This window comes from Intrasporangium chromatireducens Q5-1, assembly GCF_000576575.1.
In the GTDB taxonomy this organism is placed as follows: Bacteria; Actinomycetota; Actinomycetes; order Actinomycetales; family Dermatophilaceae; genus Intrasporangium_A; species Intrasporangium_A chromatireducens.
Window position 1 is genome coordinate 1 of the sequence record NZ_AWQS01000026.1, and the last position, 24,445, is coordinate 24,445.

Consider the following 24,445-nt stretch of genomic DNA (forward strand, 5'->3'; position numbering starts at 1 on the left):
CCGGCAGCCGGACATTTGGTATGCCGCCGAGCTCGCCGTCGTTGTCCCCAGCCCTCCCGCTGAGGTTGAGTCGTCCACAGCCACTGGGCCTGCCCTGCCGCGTGGACCGTCAGCGGCCCACCATCGCGCCATGGACATCGACCTGAAGTCAATCGCCGTCCGCGGGGTCTTCTCGGCCAGCCGGGCGGCACGGGCCGGCATCGACGGCACCACGCTTCGCCAACTTGTCAAGGCGGGGGAGTGCCACCCGCTCCACCGCGGCTGGTACACGCCCTACCGCCCGAAGAACGCCCGCCAGCACCTGCGACTGCGCACGATCGCGTTGCTCTTCGAGTATGGCGACGTCGCAGTCGCGAGTCACGGCTCTGCCATAGCCCTGCTGGGACTCCCGACGGAGGGCATCGACCTCGGCACGGCACACCTCATGTGGTCACGGCCGAGCACCCGGTTCGAGGCATTCAGCCGGGTCCGGATCCACGAGACGGTCGCGTCAGAGCGGCTCCCGCTCCAACTCGAGACGGTCCATCCCGCGGTCGCGTGTCTCCAGGTCGGGCTCGCCGACGCTCGGGCTCTGATCGTGGCGGCCGACGCGGCGATGAGAGCCGACATGGTGACGCCCGAACAACTGCAGGAGGCCGCCGGACTTCTGCGCGGTCAACGTGGCGTGACCCGCGCCCGGGCAGTCATCGAGTGGTGCGACGCCCGGCACGAGACTCCGGGAGAGTCGGTGACCGCGCTGGTCCTCCGGATGCTGGGCTATGACCTCGATCCGCAGTTCGCCCCCGGCCTGACGGGGCCGCGCGGTGGGCTGCTGCACGCAGATTTCCGCATTCTGGGCACGCAGGTGCTCGTGGAGTTCGACGGCAAGATCAAGTACGAGGCTCGCAGCGAGGCGGAGTCTCGCGAGATCCTCTTTGCCGAGAAGCGCCGCGAGGACGCCCTCCGCGAGGCTGGCTTCGAAGTCGTCCGGCTGACCTGGGCCGACCTGGAGGACCCTGCTCTGGTGCGGCGCAAGATCGAGGCCGCCATCGCTCGTTCCCTGACCCGCGCCAGCTGACCCCGCGCCGTCCGTCCCAGCCCCACCACCTCCCCGCGAGCGGACCGTTGGAGGTCGAGCGGGTCGGTAGACCGTCCAGTTCGCTCACGACCGACCAGTTCGATGGTGGCTGTCCGCCCGCTGGTCGTCGCCAGCCTGTATGACGCTGTGCCGGCTCCCGCTCATCGAGTCCTTCACGCTGCCCTCGCGCAAGCGCGGCCAAAGCTGCTGCGGGAGCCAACTCGTCTGGACGACCAGGTGTTCCATCGCAGCCCGCGAGACGGCATACCCAAGGATGCTGCGAGAGACAAGTGAGCGGCATACCCACTCGCGTCCGCCGAACGGGCTGTTCTTGAGCGAGCGGGTCGGTATACCAATCAGTTCACCCTCGAAGGGACCGTTCGCGGGAGGAAGGGGAGGGGTGGGTGGCGAGCGGGCGGATAACAAATGGAACACGTGGCCCTGCGCGACCTAGGGTTGGTGGGCCATGCGAGATTTCCCGCCTCCCGTCGACGCCTACGTCGAGCGCACCGCCGAACAGCCCGACACCCGCTCCCCGCGCGCCTTCCTCCTGTGGATCGTCCGTCAGCAGGGGAGCGTCTTCTGGTGGGGCCTGCTCGCAGCCCTCATGTGGATGGTGCCGCCGACCGCCGGCCCGTGGATCGTGGGGCGGGCCATCGACACGGGCATCGTCACCGGTGACACGTCCGCGACCCTGCGCTGGATCCTCGTCCTCGCGGGCGTCACCCTCGTCGGCGCCGCGTGCGGGATCATCTTCCACACCTTCATCGTCAAGGAGTGGCTGATCGCCCTCTACGGCACGACGAAGCTGGTCACCCGCAAGGCGCTCCAGCTCGGGCACGTGCTGACCCGGCGAACCCCGACCGGTGAGGTCCTGTCGGTCTCCGGCAGCGACGGCGACCAGTTCGGTGCCCTCATGGAGATCACGACCCGGGCCTTCTCGCAGCTCGCGGCCTATCTCGTCGTCGCGGCCATCGTCCTCAACACGAGCCCCCGGATGGGACTGCTCGTCCTCGTCGCCGCGCCGCTCCTCGTCGTCCTCGGCGCGCCGTTGCTGCGCCCGATGCAGCGCTGGCAGGGCGTCGAGCGGTCCCGCAACTCCGAGCTGACGTCCATGGCGACCGACATCGTCGGCGGTCTGCGGATCCTGCGCGGCATCGGCGGAGAGGACACCTTCGGCGGCAACTACGCCGGTCAGTCGCAGCGGGTGCGCGAGGCGGGCGTCTCGGCCGGCCGGTGGCAGGCGGCCGTCGAGTCCGTCGGCGTGCTGCTCTCGGGCGGGTTCGTCGTCGCGCTTCTCTGGCTCGGCACCCGTGAGGTCGCCGAGGCGCGCCTCACGGTGGGCCAGTTCGTCAGCTTCCTCGGCTACGGGTTGTTCCTCATCCAGCCGATGCGGACCTTCGTCGAGTTCGCCCAGAAGTGGACCCGCTCGGTCGTCTCGGCCCGCAAGGCGATCGCCGTCCTCGAGCAGCAGCCGCCGTGGCGCCACCCGGAGGCCCCGGCCGAGCTGCCCCGGCATGCACCGATCCACGACGAGGTCTCCGGCGCGACGATCGAGCCGGGGCGCCTGACGATGGTCGTGTCGCAGGTGCCCGACGACTGCGCAGCGCTCGCCGACCGGATCGGGCGCTACCTGCCCTCCGAGGAGGACGCCCAGGTCAGCGGGGAGATCCCCGAGGAGCTCAAGGGTCGCGCCGCGCGCCGGGAACGCAGTGCCCGGGCCCGGGCCCGGGCCGAGCAGGCCCGCCGCGACGAGGAGCGCGCCCGCCGGCCGTGGGGCGTCACCGTGGGGGGCGTCGACCTCTCCCGGGTCGAGCTCGACGAGGTGCGTCACCGCATCCTCGTCAGCGACACCTCACCGCAGGTGTTCGCCGGAACCCTGCGCGAGGCCGTCGACCCCGCAGGCACCCTCACCAGGGCCGAGGCCGAGCGCGCCCTCTACACCGCAGCGGCCGACGACGTCTTCGACGCCCTGCCCGGTGGCTGGCAGGGCCACCTCGACGAGCGGGGCCGCGGCCTGTCCGGCGGACAGCGGCAGCGGCTCGTGCTCATGCGGGCGCTCGCGGCCGACCCCGAGGTCCTCGTCCTCGTCGAGCCGACGAGCGCCGTCGACGCCCACACCGAGGCACGCATCGCCGAGCGGCTCGGGGCGCACCGCGAGGGCCGGACCACGGTCGTCATGACGGCGAGCCCGCTGCTGCTGCACCACGCGGACGAGGTCATCCTGCTCGAGGGCGGCAAGGCCACGGTGCGCGGACGGCACGCCGACCTGCTCGCGAGCTCGGCGGCATACCGCTCCGTCGTCGTGCGCGGCGAGGCGCACACGCACGAGCGCGCGCTCGAGCCGGCCACCCTCGGCCCCGCTCACGGTTCCACCGTCAACCCCGAGGACAACCCCGACGCCCACGGGCCGGGCGAGCTGCACGAGCCGCCCACGACGACCGAAGGAGGTGCGCGATGAGCCGGCTCGAGACGACCGAGGCGTCCCCGCTGCCGCCGGGCCTCGCGCGTGCCTCCGCGGACACGTGGGAGGCAGGCACCCGCCAGGAGACGATCCCCGCCGAGCTGCGTCCGCCCCGTGACGCGACGCCGCGCCAGCGGGCGCGGGCCCTGCGCGACCGGCACCTGCTGCGCGAGCGCCGGGCCAGGGAGTTCGTCGCGGCGACGATGCGGCCGGACAAGGGGCTGCCGATCGCGGAGAACCGTGCGGTCATCAGCTTCGTGGGCCGCCTGCTCGGCAGGCATCGCGGCTGGGTCGTGGTGGTCGTCCTCGCCAACGCGCTCGCTGCCACGGCGGGTCTGCTCGTGCCGCGGCTGCTCGGCTCGCTCGTCGACGAGACGGTCGCCCACGTGCAGGCCGGGCAGACGAGCGCCGCCCTCGCGTCCGCCAACCAGATGGCGCTGCTCGTCGCTGCGCTGGTCGTCGTGCAGGCGCTCTTCACGTTCGGCGCCCAGGCGTCGTCGGCGGTCCTCGGCCAGAGCGTGCTCGCCGCCGCCCGTGAGTACATCGTCCGGGCGATCCTGCGCCTGCCCCTGTCGCGGGTCGAGAGTGCGAGCTCCGGCGACCTCGTCACCCGTGTCACCCGCGACGTCGGCACGATGAGCGAGTCGGTGCGCTGGGCGCTGCCGCAGTCGATCATCGCCTCGATCACCGTGGGCCTGACGATCGTCGCGATGGTCGCGAACTCGTGGGTGCTCGCGCTGCCCTCGATCGTCCTGGGCGGCCTCGCGCTCATCCAGGTGCGCCGCTATCTCGTGCGGGCGCCGAAGGGCTACCTGACCGAGGGCGGCACGTACTCGCGGATCAACACGACGCTCACCGAGACGGTCGAGGGCGCCCGCACCGTCGAGGCGCTGCGCCTGGCCGGTCGCCGCCGTGCGCGTGGCGACCTCGACATCGAGGTGTCGGCGCAGGCGGAGCGCTACACCCTGACGCTGCGCAACCTGCTCTTTGCCGTCATGGACTTCGCGTTCAGCATGCCGCGCGTCCTCGTGCTGCTCCTCGGCGCGATCGGCTATGTGCAGGGCTGGGCGACGCTGGGCCAGATCACGACGGCGATCCTCTACACCGAGGCGCTCTTCGGGCCGTTCGACATGCTCGTCTCGACGATCGACCGGGTCCAGGTCGGGATGGCGTCGACGACCCGCCTGCTCGGCATCGCGACCGTCCCGCCCGACCGTGAGGCCGGCACCGACGAGCCGGCGAGCGCGGACCTGCGCGGCGAGGACCTGCGCTATGCCTACCGGGCCGGCCACGACGTGCTGCACGGCATCGACCTCGGCCTGCGCACCGGCGAGCGGCTCGCCATCGTCGGCCCGTCCGGCTCCGGCAAGTCGACGCTCGGGCGCCTGCTGTCGGGCATCCACGGGCCGCGCACCGGGTCGGTCACCGTCGGTGGCGTCGAGCTGACGAGCCTGCCGCTCGACCGGCTCCGCACAGAGGTCGCACTCGTGACGCAGGAGCACCACGTCTTCATCGGCACGCTCCGTGACAACGTCGTGCTCGCCCGCGAGGGCGCGTCGGACGACGAGGTCCGGGCCGCGCTGCGCGCCGTCGAGGCGGCCGACTGGGTCTCGCGGCTGCCCGATGGCCTCGACACGAGGCTCGGCTCCGGCAACCTCGCGCTCACCCCGGGCCGCGCCCAGCAGGTCGCCCTTGCACGGCTCATCCTCGCCGACCCGCACACGATCGTCCTCGACGAGGCCACCTCGCTCATCGACCCGCGCACCGCGCGCCACCTCGAGGGCTCGATGAACGCGCTCCTCACGGACCGCACCGTCATCGCCATCGCGCACCGCCTCCACACCGCCCACGACGCGGACCGGATCGCCGTCGTCATCGACGGCCGCATCGTCGAGCTCGGCAGCCACGACGAGCTCGTCGCCCGCGAGGGGGAGTATGCCGCTCTCTGGCGGGCGTGGACGACGTGACCTGACCCTGCGGGCTCCCACCCCACAGACCGCAGGCCCGTATGCCGCTGAGCGCGGTCCCGGCCACCCCTCGCGTCACCGCTCGTGCACCCGAGGCGGACAAACGCGCTGTTTCGGCACAGGAAGCGCGATCCCTGCCTAACCTGTGGCCGTGGACCCGCACACCCGCTGGATGGCCGTCGCCGCCGACATCCTCAACGCGCCGACGCCCGGGCTGGCCCACGACCTGTTCGCGGACGAGCTCATGCGCCAGACACGGACCGAGCTCGTCGCGCGCATCGCGCTGCCCCGACCGGACCCGGACGCCATCACCATCACCGTCGAGGCCCGTCAGACCGTGCCTCCGCGGGAGCACTGGCCGGTCGCGGCGCAGGCGCGGGCCCATCCCCTCAGCCGCTACTACTCGACGACGACCGACCGCTCTCCCGTCCGCCTGACCGACCTCATCGCCGCGGGCTGGCGCCTCCTGCCCGAGCAGCGCGACGCCATGGGGGCGCTCGGCATCACGGTGCACCAGATGACGTTGCCGTGCGGCGCGGACGACGGCTCGTTCGACGGATGGGTGGCCATCAACGAGGACGGCTTCAGCGACGACGCCCTCGCCGAGCTGACCGGGCTGCAGGGCCTGCTCGTCGGGCTCGACCGGCACGTGCAGATGTTCGCGCGGCTCTCTGGCTCGCATGACCCCGCCGCTGCAGACGGCCCCGCCCTCACTCCTCGGGAGCGGCTCGTGCTGGACCTGCTCGCCGCCGGCTCCACGGCCGAGGGCATCGCGGCCCGCCTCGCCATCTCTCCCCGCACGGTGCACAAGCACCAGGAGAACCTCTATCGCAAGCTCGGCGCCTGCGACCGGCTCTCCGCCGTGCTCTCGGCCCAGCAGCTGGGCCTGCTGCCCGCCCCCGGCGGCGCTCTGACGACCGAGCCGCAGCGGCCGGTTGCGCCGCAGCCCAACGCGGCTCAGCGGCATACGACCTAAGAGGGGGGTGTGGGCGCGCGGTCCCCTCCTACCGCGCGCCCTCCTGCCGGTTCCCCCCGGTCAGCCTTCGGCTGGCAGCTGCCAGTCAGGTGCGCAGGTGGCCATGCCGGCCACCACCGACATGGTCAGCTCCCCGAAGTCCTCTTCGGTCAGGTAGCTGAAGGGCTTGGGTGCCTTGCCCTGGTAGGCGGCGCCGCTGCCCACGGTCGCGCGGGTCTGGATGAGCGGCTCCTGGGTGAGACCCCGTTCGGCCATGAAGGCCGCCACGGCGTCGTCGGCGACGTAGCCACACTGGGCGGCGTAGTCCGGGCCGATGAGGAACATCGTGCCCATGTCGCTGAGCGGCATCCACGGGGTGTTGCCCTTGAGGTGCTGCTCGTAGGCCTGCGGCTGCCAGTAGTCCCGGTAGCAGTGGTGGGCCGACGCCATCGTCGAGCCCGCGAGGCCGATCGCGGCGGCTGCGGCGGCCACCGTGCCGGTGCGGCGCAGAATGCGCATTGCTCCCATGCTCACTTCTCTCTCTGTGCGAAAGCGGTCCCCCCGAGCCAGCGCGGATCGCGCCGGGATCAATCACAGTGTGAGAGAGCGAGACCGTCGAAAAAATACGCAGACCTACGTAGCAGCTTCCGGAGTGTTTCCGGGCAGGGGACCGGCCGACGCTGGCACTTCGGCCGCCGACAGGGGAAAGTGTTGGCATGAGCACCGACGCCGCAAGCATCCAGGGACAGACGAGCTACGTCATCATCGGGGGCGGCCTCACGGCTGCCCGGGCCGTCGAGGGCATCCGCGAGAGCGACGCCGACGGCCGCATCACCGTCATCGCGGCCGAGCAGCACCTGCCATATGAGCGGCCGCCGCTCTCCAAGGGCGTCATGCTCGGCAAGGACGAGGAGGACGTCGTCTTCCCGCACGACCGCGCCTGGTACGACGAGCAGCACGTCGACCTGCGGCTCGGGACGACGGCGACCGCCATCGACACCGCGGCCCACACCGTCACCCTGAGCGACGGCGAGAGCCTCCCGTGGAGCAGGCTGCTGCTCGCCACCGGTTCGAGCGTCCGCACGCTCGAGGTCGACGGCGCCGACCTGCAGGACATCTTCTACCTGCGCACCCTCGACGACTGCGAGGCGCTCAAGGCACGCCTCGTCGCGGGCAGCGACGTCGTCATCGTCGGCGCCGGCTGGATCGGCCTCGAGGTCGCCGCGGCCGCGCGGGAGCACGGCTGCGAGGTCACGGTCGTCGAGCCGCAGGACGCCCCGCTCCAGGGCGTCGTCGGGCCGGAGGTGGGCGGCTGGTTCGCCGACCTGCACCGGTCGCATGGCGTCGAGTTCCGCTTCGGCGAGGGGGTCGAGCGCTTCACGGGCAACGCGGACCACAAGGTCGACGGTGTCGTCACCTCGGCGGGCGACACGATCCGGGCCGACACGGTCGTCGTCGGCGTCGGCATCCGCCCCACCACGGAGCTGGCCGAGGCGGCCGGCCTCACCGTCGACAACGGGGTCGTCACCGACGCCGCGCTGCGGACGTCGGTCCCCGACATCTATGCCGCCGGGGACGTCGCGAACTGGCGCAGCGAGACCCTCGGCACCAACCTGCGCGTCGAGCACTGGGCCAACGCCAACGACGGCGGCACGGCGGCCGGCAAGTCGATGGCCGGCCAGGACGTCACCTACGACCCGATCCCGTTCTTCTTCAGCGACCAGTACGACGCCGGCCTCGAGTACTCCGGATACGTGCCGCGCGGCCTGAAGGCCGAGGTCGTCCTGCGCGGTGACCCGAAGTCGAACGAGTTCATGGCGTTCTGGCTCGACGGCGACCGGGTGCTCGCCGGCATGCACGTCAACGTCTGGGACACCGTGCCGGCGATCGAGCAGCTCGTCCGCGACAAGACCCCCGTCGACCGGACCAAGCTCGCCGACCCCGACGTGCCGCTCTCCGACGTGCGGTCCTGACGTACTTCGGCATTTCCGCCCCGATACGGTCAATCCGCCCGTATCGTCGAAAGTGGAGGTTGGGCGCCGGGGGGCGCAGACCAGTTGGTATGCCGCTCACCGCGGTCCCGAGGCCACGTGCTGTCCGGACCGTGGGTCGGCCCCTGGCTGCCGGGCGCCCACCTCCGCTACCGCGGGCGCCCTGCTTCGCACCGGCCGCCCTCTCGTCACTTGAGCGAGCGCGTCATCACACTCAGACCGAGAGCTTCACCGTCGCCGAGGCGATGAGCACGCCGAGCCCGAGCGCGAGCAGCATGATGACGTCCAGCGGCTTGTTCCGCACCGCGAGACCGCCGGCTCCATGCCGGCTCGTGACCGCGCGGATCAGGGCTGCCGCGCCGAAGGCCCCCGCGATCACCTCACCGCCCAACCGCACTTCCTTGAGTCCGAAGAGGACGAGGCCGACAACGACCGTGGCGCCGACCAGCCACCAGGGGCCGAGGCGGCGGAAGCCACTCCCGCGCAGGATCATTCGGCAGGTGCGGCCGCGGCCCGCTCGGCAGCGACCACGATGTTGGTCAGGAGCATGGCGCGTGTCATCGGTCCGACCCCGCCCGGGTTCGGCGCGACCCAGCCCGCAACCTCGGCCACGTCGGCCGCCACGTCGCCGGCGATCTTGCCGTCGACCCGGCTCACGCCCACGTCGAGGACGGCCGCGCCGGGCTGGACCATCTCGGCGGTGATGATGTTCGGTACCCCGGCTGCTGCGACGACGATGTCGGCCTGACGCACCTCGGCGGCGAGGTCCTTCGTGCCGGTGTGGCACAGCGTGACGGTGGCATTCTCGGACTTGCGGGTCAGGATCAGCCCGAGCGGCCGGCCGACGGTGAGGCCACGGCCGACGACGCAGACCTTGGCCCCCGCGATCGGCACCTGGAACCGGCGCAGCAGCTCGACGATGCCCATCGGGGTGCAGGGCAGGGGAGCGGGCTTGCCGAGGACGAGCCAGCCGAGGTTCATCGGGTGCAGGCCGTCGACGTCCTTGCTCGGGTCGACGCGCGAGAGCAGCGCCATCTCGTCGAGGCCGGTCGGCTGCTGCACGAGGAAGCCCGTGCATCCGGGGTCGGCGTTGAGCTCGTCGATGACCGCCTCGACCTCGGCCTGGCTGGCGGTCGCCGGCAGGTCGCGGCGGAAGCTCGTGATCCCCAGCTCAGCGCAGTCCTTGTGCTTGGCGCCGACGTACCACTGGCTCGCCGGGTTGTCGCCGACGAGGACGGTCCCGAGACCGGGGACGATGCCGCGCTCGGCGAGCCCGGCCACACGTTCCTTCAGCTCTGCCTTGATCGTCTTGAGTGTGGCCCTGCCGTCGAGGATCTGTGCCGTCACGGCGCCTATCCTCCCACGGGTCCGCGGCCCTCAGATCGACAGGGCACTTCCCCTCGTCGCAAGCGGTTGAGGCGACGACAGGTCTCATGCGGCGATGGGGGAGGGTTTGCCTGTGCGTCGGTCCTCAACTACAGCCGGGCTGGGCGATCGCACGAGTGGGTGCATAGATCTCTGTTGGAGGCCGGGAGCCCCCAGAGGCGAGCCGCTCGAAGTTCGCGACCGGCCGGAAGTCACGATGGAGATCGAGACCGAACTCGTGAAGCACGCTCTCCTCTATGCCGCGGGGCTGGCCCACCCCGGCCAACACCCACGCCCCGTCCAACTCGCACCGGTCGTGCGCGAGGGCGAGGGACGCTGCTGCATTTGACCCCGGATATCCGCCAATGATCCAGGCTTGTCCGACGGCTCTGCCGCCGAGAAGGTGGATGTAGCCGGGAGAATCACCAGTGAGATCCACGATGGGGGTCCCGGGCTGCAGGCCGACGCGCCGGGGGATTGCCCGCACTCGAGCCAAGCGGGCACTGTCCACGGGGGTCAGACCGACGGTTCCATCGGAGCCGAGCTGCGTCACTGCAGTGGCCGACAGCAGGGACGGGTAGCGATAGGGGCTGAGGACCGATGCCGTCTGGAGCGGTGTCAGGAACAGAAGTCCGCTGAGGGGGATGGCGAGGAGAGCGGTGGGTCGGCCGGCCATCAGGGCCGCAACGGCGATGGCAGGGAAGGCGGCTGCGCGCCCTTGGCTCGACCAGAGGTTGTTGTTCGTGCCGAATGCGTAGACGGCGGGCAGCAGCGTGAGGACGAGAAGCAGGACCATACGTGTCAACACCGCATCGCGCCCACTGGGGGCGGCACGCGCAGGGCGTCGTCGGACATGCTGCCAAGCTGTCGAACACAGCACGCAGAGAAGTGCAAGAAGGGCTCCTCCAAGTGCGGTGGCGGGACCATAGAGATAGGCCATCGGAAGGAGGCCGTGGGCACGCCAGAGAGCGAGGATCTCGAGGATGAGAACCGCACTCCCGAGAAGCAACATGCTGGCCACGACTGCCTGCCTGAACCACCTCTCGCGCAGGCGGACACGTCCGTACGCGGCGCTTCCCAGGACTGCAAGGCCGACGACAGCCAGCAGTGCCAGATAGAAAGCCTTGCTCAGTGGTATTTCGTCCCAGCGAACAAGATCGCTATGCCCTTCGAGCGCCGCGGACGTCTGGAGGCCGTTGGCAAGGACCTCCAGGAAGGCGGCCGGTGGCAGGCGAGACAGGATCAGGGTCGCGGCGACAGCAGCGAGGCACCCGGCCAGAGCGGTTGCCAGCCCGCGCATGATCCGGAGGGGAGATCGGCGCAGGAGCAGAGCCACCGCGGGGAGCACGAGGGCGGCAAATGCGGCTGCACTTGTGGGCTTGCCGAGGAAGGTCAGCCATGCAGCGACGCCGAGCAGGACCCAGCCCGCCGTAGCCCGCCTCCCCTTCCGGGAGAGTCCCACGATGAGTCCGGTGGCGGCCAGGGCCAGAGCCTGCTCAGTCAGCGAGTTGTAGCTCGGCGTGAGCGGAAACTGCACGAGGGAGAGCGGACTCAACGCGCCGAGTCCGACGCTGGCGACCGCCCGGAGCTTGCGTGGCACTGGCCTGCCCCCCACGAGGGCCGGTGTGCCGAGTGCCACCCAGGCGAGGAGCGTTACTGCGAGGGTGGTGATGAGTAACCCTGCCCACCGCAGCATGACGATATCTCCCCCGAAAAGCAGGTAGAGGGGGTGATATGCATAGCCAAAGAGGAGAATGGACGAATGGTCATCCCAAGGTCTGCTGATCGAGTTGAGGTAGAAGCCCTCGTCGGTCAGATCCAGTCCTCTTGTGCCCTGCCACATTGCACCCGCCACGTTTGCGAGGGCCCACCCGGAGAGAGCAATGGCAAGTCCGTGCCAGCCCTCACGTTGCACCGGGACACGTTGCTCACCGCCCGGCGGTCGGCGGTCGTTGGCCTCATCGCTCATGCAGGCCCGTTCAGGAGAGGTCCCAGCAATGATCCGGGATAACCCGCCGCTTGCTGCATGAAGGCTTTGTACCCCTGGTCGAAATCGAAACGCCTTTGTGGTTCGCGCGATGGCAGGGTAGCGCAGTCGCCCCGGCCGCTGCACGGTCAAGGACCTGGTACACGCAGGCGCCGGTCACCAGGTTGGTGACCGGCGCCTCACGCCATACTGGAATGGGCTCAGATGAGGCCGAGCTGCCTGACGGCGTCGCGCTCGTCGGCGAGCTCGGCAACGGACGCGTCGATCTTGCCGCGCGAGAAGTCGTTGATCTCGAGGCCCTGCACGATCGACCACTGGCCGTCCTTGACCGTCACGGGGAAGGAGGAGACGAGCCCCTCCTGCACGCCGTAGGAGCCGTCCGAGCAGACCGACATCGAGACCCAGTCGCCCTCGGCGGTGCCGGAGGCCCAGGTCCGGGCGTGGTCGATCGTCGCGGACGCGGCCGACGCGGCCGAGGACGCACCGCGCGCCTCGATGATGGCGGCGCCACGCTTGGCGACGGTCGGGATGAAGGTGTTCTCGATCCAGTCCTGGTCGCCCACCGCCTCGGCGGCGTTCTTGCCACCCACCTCGGCGTGGAAGATGTCGGGGTACTGGGTCGCCGAGTGGTTGCCCCAGATCGTCATCTTCTTGACCTCGGTCACCGGGACGCCGAGCTTGGCGGCGAGCTGGCTGATCGCCCGGTTGTGGTCGAGTCGCGTCAGCGCCGAGAAGCGCTCGTTGGGGATGTCGGGGGCGTTGCTCATCGCGATGAGGGCGTTCGTGTTGGCCGGGTTGCCGGTGACGACGACGCGGATGTCGTCGGCCGCGACCTCGTTGAGCGCCTTGCCCTGCGGGGCGAAGATGCCGCCGTTGGCCTCGAGCAGGTCGCCGCGCTCCATGCCCGGGCCGCGGGGGCGGGCGCCGACGAGGAGGGCGAAGTTGACGCCGTCGAACATCTTCGTCGCGTCGTCGCCGATCTGGACGCCCGCGAGCGTCGGGAAGGCGCAGTCGTCGAGCTCCATGACGACGCCCTCGAGCGCCTTGAGCGCCGGCGTGATCTCGAGGAGGCGCAGCTCGACCGGGGTGTCGGGGCCGAAGATCGCGCCGCTCGCGATGCGGAACAGGAGGCTGTAGCCGATCTGGCCGGCGGCGCCGGTGACGGCGACCTTGACTGGGGTTGTGCTCACGGTGGGCCCTTCACGAGGTGCGGTCTGGACCTCCCGAAACTACCAGTCGGTGCAGTTGCCCTCGCCCGCTGCCTTTGAGGGTTGGGTCACGCCCGTCATCGGCACGTATGCCGTTGGGCTCCCGCGGAGAGCAGACCGTCACGTCGGGCGTCCCAAACCTCATCGTCGCGCCCCGAGCCGGCACGCCCACGGCGACCTCACCGGCACCGACATTCTTCACGAACGCTGGGCCCGCGCCAACGACTGTGCCAGCCCACCCGAAGCCCTTCGATCACCGTCGCGTTCATCCCGATGGTGGCGCCCTCGTCGACACGGACATGGCCCGCCTAGAACGCACTCATGCAGCCGCGTCGCGGCAATCAGGCCTGGACGAGGGCAAACCGGGGGCTCCGCGACCCGGTATAGTCGGCCCGGCGCAGATGACATCGAGCGAGGGGCGTACGGGAGGACGTGTGAGAACACCCAGGCAACGACGGGCCCGCCTCATACGCTCGATCTGGTCCTTGATCGACGGCGTGATCTGGGCCTTCTCCATCTATCTGGCAATCTGGGTTCGGCTTGACTTCACCCTCCAGCCTCAGTTCGCGCGAGGCACCGCCCTCGTCGCGCTGGGTGCGGTCGTGGCGCACCTTGCCGTGGGCTATCTCGTCGGACCCTATGCGGTAGGTCATGTCCGGGGTTCCTTCGAAGAGATCGTCGACCTGGGCTTGACGGTCGGACTCGTCGCCATAGGCCTCTTCGTATGGTCCCTCATGAGTGAGCCGGTCATCGTCCCACGTGGCGTTCCGTTGAGTGCAGCCGCTATCGCGCTGCTTCTGATGTTTGCCGTGCGGTTCGTGGTGAGGACCCTTAGAGCACACACCGCTCGCGAACGAAACGCCGAGCGTCGCGTCGTGGTCTTCGGAGCGGGCAGCGCTGGCCGTCGACTCCTGCGCAGCATGCTCTATGACGAGCATTCGGATCTCGTTCCGGTGGCCCTGCTCGACGACGACAGATCCAAGTCTCGGTTGCGTATCGAGGGCGTCCGAGTCCGTGGGACCCGCGAGGACCTCGCCACGGTGGTGGAGAAGTCCGGCGCCGACACCTTGGTGCTCGCGCTTCCCAACGCAGATGCGGCACTCCTTCGGGACCTTGCGGCTCGCGCGGCCGCGGCCGGAGTGGACGTGCTCAGCCTCCCCCCACTGCAGGCCATCATCGGCCGGAGCCCGACCACCAATGACTTGCGCGATCTGGATGTCGCCGACCTCTTGGGTCGACGACCCGTCGAGCTTGACCCGATCGCCATCGCTGAGCAGGTCTCCGGCCGGCGCATCCTCGTCACCGGTGCAGGTGGGTCGATCGGCTCCGAGCTCTGCCGGCAGATCGCTCGGTTCGGGCCGGCGCGGCTCTGCATGCTCGACCGCGACGAGTCGGGTCTGCAGGCCACCCAGATGACCCTCGCCGGGCATGGCCTGCTTGACTCCGACGACCTCATCCTCGCCGATATCCGCGACCCCGCAGCCCTGGCCAGGGCTTTCGAGGCGGCCCGTCCCGAAGTGGTCTTTCATGCGGCCGCCCTCAAGCACCTGCCGCTCCTCGAGGCCCATCCGCTCGAGGCTTGGAAGAGCAACGTCGTCGGCACGCTGAACGTTCTCGCAGCGGCGGAGTGCGCGGGCGTCTCCACGTTCGTCAACATCTCGACCGACAAAGCCGCCAACCCGACCTGTGTGCTCGGCTACAGCAAGCGCCTCGCGGAACGGCTCACAGCCGACTTCGCCCGCCGTGCGAGCGGCCGATATGTCTCGGTGCGGTTCGGCAACGTGCTGGGCTCTCGTGGCTCCGTCGTGCATGCGTTCACCGCACAAATCGAGAGAGGCGGACCCATCACCGTCACCCATCCGGACGTGCGTCGCTACTTCATGCTGATACCGGAAGCATGTCAGCTCGTCCTCGAGGCGGCCTCCATAGGGACGGACGGTGAGGTGATGGTGCTCGAGATGGGCGAGCAGGTGAGGATCCTCGAGGTGGCAGAGACGCTCATCAGAATGAGCGGACGCCGTGACCTTGAGGTTGTGTTCACTGGGCTGCGTCCGGGGGAAAAGCTTGGCGAGGAGCTGTTCTCGCCGGCAGAGCACCGGCGTGCCACGGGCCACCCGCTCGTCAGCAGTGTGGACGTCCCGCCGATCGGTGTGCCGGAGGTTCGGGAAGCGGGCTTCGTCGACGTCGAGGAGGGCCGTGAGTGGATGCGGCGCGAGGCGCTCGTCATCGAGATGGAGGCTGGAGTGAACAGGCCGTGAGGCGGATCCATCTGTCGAGGGCCGAGATCGGGGAGGTGGAGGAGCGCTATGTGCTCGACGCCCTGCGCTCCGGTTGGATCGCTCCACTTGGCCCGCACGTTGACGCTTTCGAGGCGGAAATCGCCGGGCGCTGCGGCGTCGCTGGGGCCCTGGCACTGTCCTCTGGCACGGCTGCACTGCACTTGGCGCTCCTTGATGCCGGAGCGGGCCCCGGCACGGTCGTACCGGTGTCGACGCTCACCTTCGCTGCCTCCGTCAACGCGGTGGCCTACACGGGTGCGCAACCGGTGCTCATCGACGCGCAGGAGTCCGACGGCAATCTCGACGTCGATCTCGTTTTGGAGGCGGTGGACACTCTTCGGGGGGAGGGCGCCGTGGTTCCGGTCGTCGTCGCCGTCGACCTCTTCGGACGATGCGCCGACTACAGCCGACTCGAGCCGGGGCTCGCCGAGCGGGGTGTGAAGCTGGTGGAGGATGCGGCCGAGGCGTTGGGCGCCTCTCACGGTGGCCGCCCCGCTGGCGGGTTCGGGCGGAGCGCGGCGCTGTCCTTCAACGGCAACAAGATCTTGACGACTTCTGGCGGCGGCATGCTGCTCAGCAACGACGAGGCGCTCCTCGCCCGCGGGAGGTACCTGGCAACGCAGGCTCGTCAACCGGTGCCGTGGTATGAGCACACGGAGGTGGGTTTCAACTACCGGATGTCGAACATCCTCGCGGCTCTCGGGCGGGGACAGCTCGAACGGCTCGACGACATGATCGCCCGACGCCGTGAGATCCGCGACCTTTACGACAAGCACCTGACCGGAGTGTCTGGGATCCGCGTCCTTGGCCGCGGCGGGACTGACCGGGACGAGGATGACAACTGCTGGCTCACAACGATCGTCGTGGAGGGCCCTGACCGGGACCCGACGGAGCATCAGACGGTCGCTGACAGCATTGTTGGCGCTCTCAACACCGCCGAGATCGAGGCCCGGCATGTCTGGAAGCCGATGCACCTGCAGCCAGTTCATCGCCACCACCGAGCGTTCCTCACCGGCGCATCCGAGAGGCTCTTTGAGCGCGGCGTTACTCTGCCGTCAGGGGTCGGGCTCACGGATGCCGACGTGCTGAGGGTGATCGACGCGGTGACTGCCCACCTGGAGGGCGTCCGGTGAGGGGTCGGCTCCTCAAGCGCACCTTCGACCTGCTCGTCGCAGTACCGCTCCTCGTCGCTTCTCTACCCGTACAGGCGGTCATCGCCACCTTGGTACGTCGGCGTCTCGGGTCACCTGTCCTTTTCCGACAGGAACGCGCGGGTCGCGACGGGCGACCATTCACGATCGTCAAGTTTCGTACAATGCTGGATGTCAATTCCGAGTTGGGGCTCGTCGAGGATCGGAACCGGATCACCGATTTCGGACGCATACTTCGTGCCTCGAGTCTCGATGAACTGCCCACTTTGTGGAATGTTGTGCGTGGCGACATGTCCTTGGTAGGGCCACGACCTCTGTTGCCCGAGTATCTGGCCGTCTACCTGCCGCGCCATATCCGAAGACACGAAGTCTGCCCTGGGATCACCGGCCTAGCTCAAGTGTCGGGGCGTAACTCGATCGGGTGGGCCGAGAAGTTGGAACTCGATATTGCGTACGTTGAATCATGGTCATTCCGCTTAGACTTGGCGATCCTGTGGCGGACGATACGCACCGTCGCTGCCCGTTCAGGAATCGACTATAGCTACTCAACAACCTATCCTCCACTTAAGCCCGGCTACGCCACCGCTCTTCGCGAGGACGTTGAAGATGAGACTTGCTCGAAAGATTAGGCAAGGATCGTCGAGAAGTTCGCCCCTCCAGTTAATCAGACTGCGTGGTGGGGTCGGCATGAAAACGCCGGCGGTGATGATAGGCAGTCGGTTTGGCGTCATTGGCTCGAATCTCCTCACGGGTGTGGTTCTTGCCCGCGCGATGCCAGTCGATACTCGGGGCGTTTTCGCAACCCTCATCACAGTTCCCGGATTGATCGCAATGCTCCTAACCGCGGGGCTTGACTCTGCGACCCTGCGCCTCTCGGGGAGAGACGAGGATCGTTCGACCGCGGTGCAGGCGGCATTGCGAAGAGGAATGCAATCCATTGCGGTTCCTGCTCTCGGCGTACTGTTCTTGGCTTTTGGTCCGGGCGAATACTTCGAGCACTCTGCCCTTGCCTGGGCGATGGGCATGTGCGCTGTCCCCCTGTTGGTCTCTAATCAACTGCTCGGAAATTGTGCGATCGGCGCTAATGATGCACGCGTCTGGGCTCGGGCAACCGTCGCGAATGCGGTAACCTATCTGCTTCTGGCGGCAGGAGTACTCGCAGCCCAGGTTCCTTCTCTCGAGGCATTTCTGGCTTGCTTTCTCATGGCGAACGCCGTGTGTCTGGGTATTCTTCTCCGTTGGCTATTGAAGGCTCGTCCGAGGGAGAGGCTTGCGTCGAAGAAGTCTCTTCGGATGTTGAGGAAGACCGCTCTCGGTACAGCCGCGCCAACAATCGCCCAACTCGCAATTATGCGCATTCCTATTCCGTTGATGGCGGCGCTGGCCGGAACCGACCAAGTGGGCATCTTGGCTATTGCTCTTCCCTTTGCCGAGTCATTGCTTATCGTCCCCGTGATGGTTGCGTCCTATCTGTTACCGCGCTACCACGCCGAAACTCCTAAAGGCTCGATGGTGCATCGACATGCCTCAATCGTGTTCGCGGCCACTGTTGTCTTTGGCAGCATGGTCGCGTTCCTTGCGCCTTTGCTATTACCGCGGATATATGGAGATAACTACGAGGGTGCGGTAAAGCTGGTTGTCATCCTTTTGCCGGGGATCGCGGTGTTCAGCTACACCCGCATTGTGCAGTCCCACCTTTATGCAACAGGCAGGTATGTGGCCGTGACGGCGGCATCCGTGGCAGGGCTCGGAATTAGCGTTCTGATCCAGGTCTCTACTGTGCCAAGGCTCGGAGCCGTTGGAGGGGCTCTGGGAATAACTCTTGGGTACTGCGTGGCCACTGCCGTGATCGGACTTACTTATCACTATAATCGTCCGCGGGTCACAGCGTGAAGACCGCTGCCTTGTCGCACGTACGCTCCACTCCTGGAGATGCTGACTCAGGACATCCGCTTGCCATCCTGCTGATAGTTGTGACGACACTGGTCGTCATTCAGAACCGGCCAGAACCGCCTGTGGCAAGCCTTGTAGCCGTTTTGGCCGTCCTTGTGGCGCTTGCAATTACGCGATCGCTCGAGAAGGGCTTGATCGTCGCTGTCGTGGTTCAGGTGGTGTTTCCTGAAGCCGTATTTGGACTTGCCACGTACCTCTTTGGGGTTCCGTCTTTGCTCTACTGGGTTCGGGGACGCGAGCATTCTGTTGCCGTGATGAAACGGCAGCCCTTCTTGTTCATCCTGGGGCTCATGGCCGTCATTTCCACCTTGTTAACCGCTATCACTTCCTATGAGGCAGATGTCGGCGTACTGCTGCGAATCTGCACTCTCGCTCTGCTCGCTGCGGTCCTCTTCTTCAGACTGCATTCAGCCTCGGCTGATCATTTGGCGACGAGTGCAGTTTTCGCTGCATTGGGCGTGGCTCTTGTGTATCTGGCACAACGGGGGGCGGTCTTGGTGGCGAGTGGCAGCAACTCCTGGGCTGCGGCCGCCCCGTTAGACGAATGGCTGAGTCGTAATTCGTTGGTGGTTTTGTTCATTCTTGGGCTGATTGATCGACTGGATCGCCTTCTTTCGAGGCAGCAAACGTTGTTGAATTTCGCGATGTGTGCTGCCTTTACATGTGCGGCTCTTGCCACGTTCAGTCGCAGTGGCTATCTTGCCTTGGCGCTTGCCGTACTTGTTCTGCTCTACCGTCACCGACGTCGGTTTATCTTCATGACATTGCCCGTACTTGCCGTTGCAGTGCCTTGGCCCGAATCCGTCATACAGCGGATCGAGTACACCAGCTCCTCTGGGGCGCTGGACCCGTCGTCTGCCGCCCGCGTAGACCTCTGGCGCGCGGCGTGGTCTATCGCCTTGGATCACCCCGTGCTCGGAGTTGGTATCCATTCGCTGTCCAGGACCTTCCAAGATTATGGGGTGTTGGGAGATTTTCTCTATGCCCACAACTCTTATCTTACTTTGGCGGCATCGCTAGGGGTGGTCCTTCCGGTGACATTTCTGGTCTTCGCATGTGTGTCACTATGGAGGCGACGCGCAAGTATATCGCCTCGAACATTGAGCCTGCTGATGGCATGTGCCGTTGCGTCCTGGTTTGGTGAACCCCTCCTTGCCGCGCCAGTTCTCGTTCTAACGCTCGTGATATGTGCCCCTACCCAGAATCAGGTTGTGTGAATTATGGTTAGAGTGTTACAGATTTGTGGTACGCCCGAAGGTGGCACGTGGTTTATCGCCCAAATCAAGGAATTGTCAAAGCGGGGTCACACTATCGAAGCGGTCGTTCCTGCTGAAGGATCAGTGGCTGAAGCGATGCGCAAATTGGGCGTGCCGGTACATGTTATACCCTTCCGAGGTTACCGCTTGCGGGACTTTGCACGACACGTAAGTTCATTGCGCGAGTTGCGATCGCTAATTCTGTGTGGGAGATTTGACATTGTACATGCGCACTTGTTGAAGTCCTACTTCTTGGCTCGATTGTTGACGCGGGGGAGACTTTCGAGGCCATGTCTTATCTCGCAAATTCCCGGAGATGCCCATCTGAGCATTCCATTGCTCCGATTGGCTGAACGGCTCACGCTGCCTCTGGATGGGATCACGGTTCTCTCATGCAGCGCATTTGAGAGCGAATTCCGCGCCCTGGGAGCTCGACGTACGTCGGTTGTGCGATATGGGTTGGAGACGTCCGCCGTCCAGTTCAGTGCCGATGTGCAGGCAGGTCGTACAGCGCTCAAACTGACGCCAAGGAACGTGGCTATTGGAATGGTTGCGCACATGTACCCCACACGCGCCAAGTCTTTTCAGGAAGTGGGTGTTAAGGGTCACGAAACCTTCATTGATGCCGCTGCATTAGCGCGGACGAAGAATGAGCATCTCAGATTTTTCATCGTCGGTGACGAGTTTGTCGGAGATGGTTCTTATCGACGCGCTCTGCAACGACGCGCTGAGAATAGAGGTGTGAGCATTGAGTTCCTGGGTCATTTGGATTCTATGAGTGACTTCCTGCCGGCTATGGACATCCTTAGCAACCCTTCGGTCAGCGAGTCTGCATCTTATACCGTTATCGAAGCTGCCCTAGCGCGCCGGCCCGTTGCTGCGACAGATGTCGGAGGTCTAACTGACTCGGTTATCCATGGGGAGACCGGAATTCTGGTTCCGGCAAAGGATGCTCAGTCACTGGCGGATGCCTTCCTGCAACTCGCGGACGACGCCGGCCTAAGGGAACGTCTAGGGCAGGCGGGACGTCGGCACGTTATCAGTCGTTTTGATATTGCCACCACCACCTCTGACCTTGAACGAGTTTACGCGGAAGCTCAAAGGCTCCGGTCGTGAAGATCGTTCAGTTGCGTTGTTTGCAGGGTAGGACCATGATGGGAGTTGTGAATGAGTCCAGAAAGACAGTTCCTCGTTAGATTGGTCGCGCCCTCAAACTCGGCCCATACGCGTCTATGGGCCGAAGCATTCTTGCTCCAAGGGCACAGGCCGGAGGTAGTGTCTCTGAGCAGGGGTCAAGCGCTTGGCTTCCTGGGCAAGTTGTTCACGGGGGTCGTTGCTTCGCTATTTCATCGTGGCCCCGCCGTTACGGTGGTGCACTCGTTGGGGAAGCATGCGCTTGCGAGCTTAGTGCTACCGAGGGGTCGGAGACACGTTGTGGTGCCCTGGGGAAGCGAAGTTGTCGCCGCGCAAAGTGGTGGGCTTCGGGCGTGGGTAGCGCGGCGGGCCCTCATGCGAGCTGATCTGGTTCTCGTTACCTCTCAGTCAATGGCGGACATGCTTGCCGAGAGTTGGCCGGTGACTCGGGATGTTACGCGTGTCATCTCTTGGGGAGTAGATGATCTATTTCTGGATGAGCCCGGTTCGTCGAGTGCTTCGTCAACCGGGTCCCTGCGGAGGCGGCTCGGGGTGGGCGATGGGGAGCTACTCGTGGTAGCCCCGCGAGGAACCGGGGCCACTTATCGCTCAGATGAAGTGCGGAAGGCCTTCATGGTTGCGCGGGCTCGTCGCGCGAACCTCCGACTCGTAGTGTTGGGTGCGGATACGGCCGTCATGAAAGCTTCTGAGGGAGAAGTGCTCCTGCCATACCTTCCGAAACGTGAGTTGGCACAACTATTTGCGGATGCAGATGTTGTCGTGTCGATTCCGAGGTGGGACCAGAGGTCGACGACTGTGCTGCAGGCTGCAGCCTCAGGTACACGGCTACTGCTGAGCGACATCGGGGCATACCGGGAGATCGTCGCTCTCGGCATTGAAGCGACCCTACTGGCTGATCCGATCGTTCCAGCGCTGACTACGGCCCTCGTAGAAGCGGTTCCTCTCGCCGACGAGTCTGTGGGACACAATCGTGCCGTGATAAGGCAGCACGAAAACCAACAACGCCAGATGGAACGGGTGGTCCACATGTGTATCACGAGGTCATGATGCGGATCGGGTTGATAAATCATTATGCTGTGCCACCGACAACTGCTGGTGGAACGCGTCATTGGGACCTTGCAAAAGCATGGGACGAAGCTGGACACCATGTCGTGATCCTCGCGAGCTCGTTCAACCATTTTGCACAGACCACGGAGGCGCGCCTGGCTGTCCGAACGCCTATCGGACGACGATCTAGTCTATTGACGCTCAACAGCCGATCTTATGAGGGAAACGGGATCGCTCGGGCCATCGGCATGTTCGGGTTCGCGTGGCGCGTGGTGCGCTCACGCCGGTTGCTCGCTGGCGTGGACGTGATCATCGGTTCGTCGCCACACCCGTTCGCCGCCGTGGCAGCAGCGCTGGTGGCGCGTCTGCGTGGGGTTCCTTTTGTCTACGAGATCCGTGACCTGTGGCCGCAGACATTGATCGACATGGGCGCGATGCGTGCACGTTCCATCGGCACGCGGCTCCTCTATCGGGTGGAACGTTGGACCGTTGGATCCGCTAGGGGTGTCGTCTACGTGCCGCCGAGGGCCGATCGCTATCTGGAGGAGAAGGGTCTGTTGACGCCTGCCGCCCTCCATGCCCCAAACTCCGCACCGAGGTTCGATGGCCCCAGCGGTGCGCCGGCCTCACGGTTGGGCGAAGTGCTGGCACGAGTGCAAGAACTGCAGAAGAACGGCTACCGGGTCTTCTGCTATGCAGGCACGATCGGTCGAGCAAATGGGCTCGGCCCTGTGGTCGAGGCCTTTCTCGACCCTAAGGTCCGTGGACAAGCGGTTCTGGTGATATGTGGTGACGGGCCCGAGCGCTCAGGATTGGAGGCGCGGGTTCCTCATGACGGCAACGTCATCTTCGTCGGGCACGTGCCTAAGGTAGACGCGTTCCGTATCATTCACCGTGCTGATGTGGCCTTGTTTCACCTCCTGGATGCACCCGTCTTTCGGTATGGATTGAGCCCGAACAAGATTGTGGACTATCTGGCTATCGGGAAGCCGATTCTCTACGCGGGTCCCAGCGTGCCAAACCCCACGACCGGATCCGGAGCCAGTCTTGATGCTTCGCCCGGCATCCCAGAGTCGATCGCCGATGCGGTGCAGAGGTTTATCGAGATGACGGACGAGCAATTGAGGGATATGGCCAAACGAGCACACAGACATGCGGCTGAGAACTACAGCACCGAAGCAGTCGCTCAGAAGTACGCCCGGTTCCTCGAAGAGGTCATAGCGGAGGCACACCGGTGCTCCGAACCAGTACCCTCTGGCACGGCAACCAATTCGATCGACTTCGATTAAGGAGGAACAGCCATTGTAAAGATCCTCTTCCTTGGCCTCGACGCCCAGTTGCGGATCGTGGCCTGTTGGCGTCGGGCAGCTCGCTGACCCGGCAACGTGCCTCGACCTTCGCCTCCCCGCGCTGCTCGAGGCGGTGCAGGTACATCCGGGACGCCCGCTCACGGGTCGCCTCGTCGAATTTCTTCGGTGTCGGCACGACAACAAGTCTCCCTTGCTAGATGAGACCTCTGGGAAACTCAGGACGATTCACCAGAACATGCGAACGTGCGCTGCACGGCCACCTGCCCTGCATCAGCGTCCGAGTCTCGCGTAGGTGCGCTCAGTGGCGGACTTGGCGGTCCTCCACCAGTCGGCATTCTGCCGATACCACTCAATCGTCTGCTCGAGGCCGGCGCGTAGGTCGGCGTACCGTGGACGCCAGTCCGTCTCACGCTGCAGCTTGCTGGAGTCGATGGCATATCGGAGGTCGTGTCCCGGCCGGTCGTTGACGAGGTCATACCAGTCGGCCGGCTGTTGCATGAGCTCGAGGAGCACCTGCACGATCTGGAGGTTGTTCCTCTCGCCGTCGGCGCCGATGAGGTAGGTCTCGCCGAGCCGGCCTTGCTCAATGATGGCGACCACTGCGTCGTTGTGGTCGTCGACATGGATCCAGTCGCGCACGTTCCTGCCCGATCCGTACAGTTTCGGTTTCATTCCCTCGAGGATGTTGGTGATCTGACGCGGGATGAACTTCTCCACGTGCTGGCGCGGCCCATAATTGTTCGAGCAGTTCGAGAGCGTTGCCCGGATCCCGAACGACCGGATCCAAGCACGCACCAGCAGGTCGGCGCTCGCCTTGGAGGCTGAATAGGGACTCGATGGGTTCACCGGGGTCGACTCTGTGAACCTATATGGGTCGTCGAGCTCCAGGTCGCCGTAGACCTCGTCCGTCGAGATGTGGTGGATGCGCTTGTCGTGCCTGCGCACGGCCTCCAGCAGCCGGAAGGTCCCGACGATGTTCGACTCGATGAAGGGTGTGGGCTCGTCGAGCCCGTTGTCGTTGTGCGACTCGGCGGCGAAGTGGACGACGAGGTCGTGGTCGGCGACCAGATCGTCCACGAGCGCCTGGTCAGCGACGTCGCCCTTGACGAGGGTCACCATGCCCGACCCATCGTGAAGGACCTGCGCGAGCGTCTCGGGATGAGCGGCATACGTCATCTTGTCGAGGACGGTCATAGACCAGTCGGAACGGGTATCTCGGGTGCGCAGCACGAAGTTGGACCCGATGAACCCGGCTCCGCCGGTTACGAGCACGCGCATGTCGCCAGCCTAGTGACGAGAG

19 protein-coding genes and 1 pseudogene are annotated in these 24,445 nt (G+C 66.2%); 14 read left to right on the plus strand and 6 right to left on the minus strand.

Annotated features, from left to right (window positions below):
• The first annotated feature begins 130 nt into the window (after window positions 1–130).
• From N864_RS23490 to N864_RS24535, 4 genes are all read left to right on the plus strand, one after another.
• Window positions 131–1,057 carry a PDDEXK family nuclease gene (locus tag N864_RS23490; protein ID WP_051518223.1) on the plus strand — a complete coding sequence of 309 codons (927 nt, stop codon included), beginning with the start codon at window positions 131–133 and terminating at the stop codon, window positions 1,055–1,057.
• A gap of 466 nt (window positions 1,058–1,523) precedes the next feature.
• A complete protein-coding gene (locus tag N864_RS05305) occupies window positions 1,524–3,518 on the plus strand; it encodes an ABC transporter transmembrane domain-containing protein (protein WP_081793393.1) in 1,995 nt (664 codons plus the stop codon).
• Window positions 3,515–5,488: an ABC transporter ATP-binding protein gene (locus N864_RS05310; RefSeq protein ID WP_034714302.1), complete on the plus strand. Its 1,974-nt coding sequence runs from the start codon at window positions 3,515–3,517 to the stop codon at window positions 5,486–5,488. The genes N864_RS05305 and N864_RS05310 overlap by 4 nt, the downstream gene beginning before the upstream one ends.
• Before the next feature lie 151 nt (window positions 5,489–5,639).
• The gene (locus N864_RS24535; protein ID WP_205620865.1) at window positions 5,640–6,464 is read left to right on the plus strand and encodes a helix-turn-helix transcriptional regulator; all 825 of its coding nucleotides are present in this window, start codon (window positions 5,640–5,642) and stop codon (window positions 6,462–6,464) included.
• A 60-nt stretch (window positions 6,465–6,524) separates the two neighbouring features.
• Here the strand turns inward: N864_RS24535 and N864_RS05320 are convergent, their stop codons facing one another.
• Complete coding sequence (locus N864_RS05320) at window positions 6,525–6,971, minus strand: hypothetical protein (protein WP_162164500.1); 447 nt, start codon at window positions 6,969–6,971, stop codon at window positions 6,525–6,527.
• A gap of 188 nt (window positions 6,972–7,159) precedes the next feature.
• On the opposite strand from N864_RS05320, the gene N864_RS05325 reads away from it, so the two are divergent.
• Window positions 7,160–8,416 carry an NAD(P)/FAD-dependent oxidoreductase gene (locus N864_RS05325; protein ID WP_051518225.1) on the plus strand — a complete coding sequence of 419 codons (1,257 nt, stop codon included), beginning with the start codon at window positions 7,160–7,162 and terminating at the stop codon, window positions 8,414–8,416.
• A gap of 232 nt (window positions 8,417–8,648) precedes the next feature.
• Here the strand turns inward: N864_RS05325 and N864_RS05330 are convergent, their stop codons facing one another.
• From N864_RS05330 to N864_RS05345, 4 genes are all read right to left on the minus strand, one after another.
• The gene (locus N864_RS05330; RefSeq protein WP_034714305.1) at window positions 8,649–8,927 is read right to left on the minus strand and encodes a DUF3017 domain-containing protein; all 279 of its coding nucleotides are present in this window, start codon (window positions 8,925–8,927) and stop codon (window positions 8,649–8,651) included.
• Window positions 8,924–9,781 carry a bifunctional methylenetetrahydrofolate dehydrogenase/methenyltetrahydrofolate cyclohydrolase gene (locus N864_RS05335; RefSeq protein WP_034714307.1) on the minus strand — a complete coding sequence of 286 codons (858 nt, stop codon included), beginning with the start codon at window positions 9,779–9,781 and terminating at the stop codon, window positions 8,924–8,926. The genes N864_RS05330 and N864_RS05335 overlap by 4 nt, the downstream gene beginning before the upstream one ends.
• 124 nt (window positions 9,782–9,905) lie before the next feature.
• Window positions 9,906–11,768, minus strand: a complete 1,863-nt coding sequence (locus N864_RS05340) for a hypothetical protein (protein WP_155892819.1) — start codon at window positions 11,766–11,768, stop codon at window positions 9,906–9,908.
• Window positions 11,769–11,986: 218 nt separating this feature from the next.
• A complete protein-coding gene (locus N864_RS05345; protein WP_034714311.1) occupies window positions 11,987–12,976 on the minus strand; it encodes a malate dehydrogenase in 990 nt (329 codons plus the stop codon).
• A 503-nt stretch (window positions 12,977–13,479) separates the two neighbouring features.
• Here N864_RS05345 and N864_RS05350 point away from each other — a divergent pair.
• From N864_RS05350 to N864_RS24000, 9 genes and pseudogenes are all read left to right on the plus strand, one after another.
• Window positions 13,480–15,252: a nucleoside-diphosphate sugar epimerase/dehydratase gene (locus tag N864_RS05350; protein ID WP_240474218.1), complete on the plus strand. Its 1,773-nt coding sequence runs from the start codon at window positions 13,480–13,482 to the stop codon at window positions 15,250–15,252.
• 35 nt (window positions 15,253–15,287) lie between these two features.
• Window positions 15,288–16,406: a DegT/DnrJ/EryC1/StrS family aminotransferase gene (locus N864_RS05355; protein WP_338033623.1), complete on the plus strand. Its 1,119-nt coding sequence runs from the start codon at window positions 15,288–15,290 to the stop codon at window positions 16,404–16,406.
• Window positions 16,403–17,053 (plus strand): sugar transferase, encoded by a 651-nt coding sequence (locus N864_RS23500; RefSeq protein ID WP_081793394.1) that lies wholly within the window; start codon window positions 16,403–16,405, stop codon window positions 17,051–17,053. Before N864_RS05355 ends, N864_RS23500 begins: the two co-directional genes overlap by 4 nt.
• A 58-nt stretch (window positions 17,054–17,111) precedes the next feature.
• Window positions 17,112–18,317 carry a lipopolysaccharide biosynthesis protein gene (locus tag N864_RS23985; RefSeq protein ID WP_162164501.1) on the plus strand — a complete coding sequence of 402 codons (1,206 nt, stop codon included), beginning with the start codon at window positions 17,112–17,114 and terminating at the stop codon, window positions 18,315–18,317.
• Window positions 18,314–19,594 (plus strand): O-antigen ligase family protein, encoded by a 1,281-nt coding sequence (locus tag N864_RS23990; protein ID WP_155892820.1) that lies wholly within the window; start codon window positions 18,314–18,316, stop codon window positions 19,592–19,594. Before N864_RS23985 ends, N864_RS23990 begins: the two co-directional genes overlap by 4 nt.
• Before the next feature lie 3 nt (window positions 19,595–19,597).
• Window positions 19,598–20,074, plus strand: a pseudogene (locus tag N864_RS26375) (glycosyltransferase); the annotation flags it as partial.
• Between the two features lie 117 nt (window positions 20,075–20,191).
• Complete coding sequence (locus N864_RS25935; RefSeq protein WP_240474220.1) at window positions 20,192–20,749, plus strand: glycosyltransferase family 4 protein; 558 nt, start codon at window positions 20,192–20,194, stop codon at window positions 20,747–20,749.
• A 51-nt stretch (window positions 20,750–20,800) separates the two neighbouring features.
• A complete protein-coding gene (locus N864_RS26380; RefSeq protein ID WP_155892821.1) occupies window positions 20,801–21,835 on the plus strand; it encodes a glycosyltransferase in 1,035 nt (344 codons plus the stop codon).
• The gene (locus tag N864_RS24000; RefSeq protein ID WP_155892822.1) at window positions 21,832–23,124 is read left to right on the plus strand and encodes a glycosyltransferase family 4 protein; all 1,293 of its coding nucleotides are present in this window, start codon (window positions 21,832–21,834) and stop codon (window positions 23,122–23,124) included. The genes N864_RS26380 and N864_RS24000 overlap by 4 nt, the downstream gene beginning before the upstream one ends.
• Window positions 23,125–23,415: 291 nt before the next feature.
• On the opposite strand, the gene rfbB is transcribed toward N864_RS24000, so the two are convergent.
• Window positions 23,416–24,423, minus strand: coding sequence for a dTDP-glucose 4,6-dehydratase (gene rfbB, locus N864_RS05365; RefSeq protein WP_034714316.1), 1,008 nt, complete (start codon window positions 24,421–24,423; stop codon window positions 23,416–23,418).
• Between the last annotated feature and the right edge of the window lie 22 nt (window positions 24,424–24,445).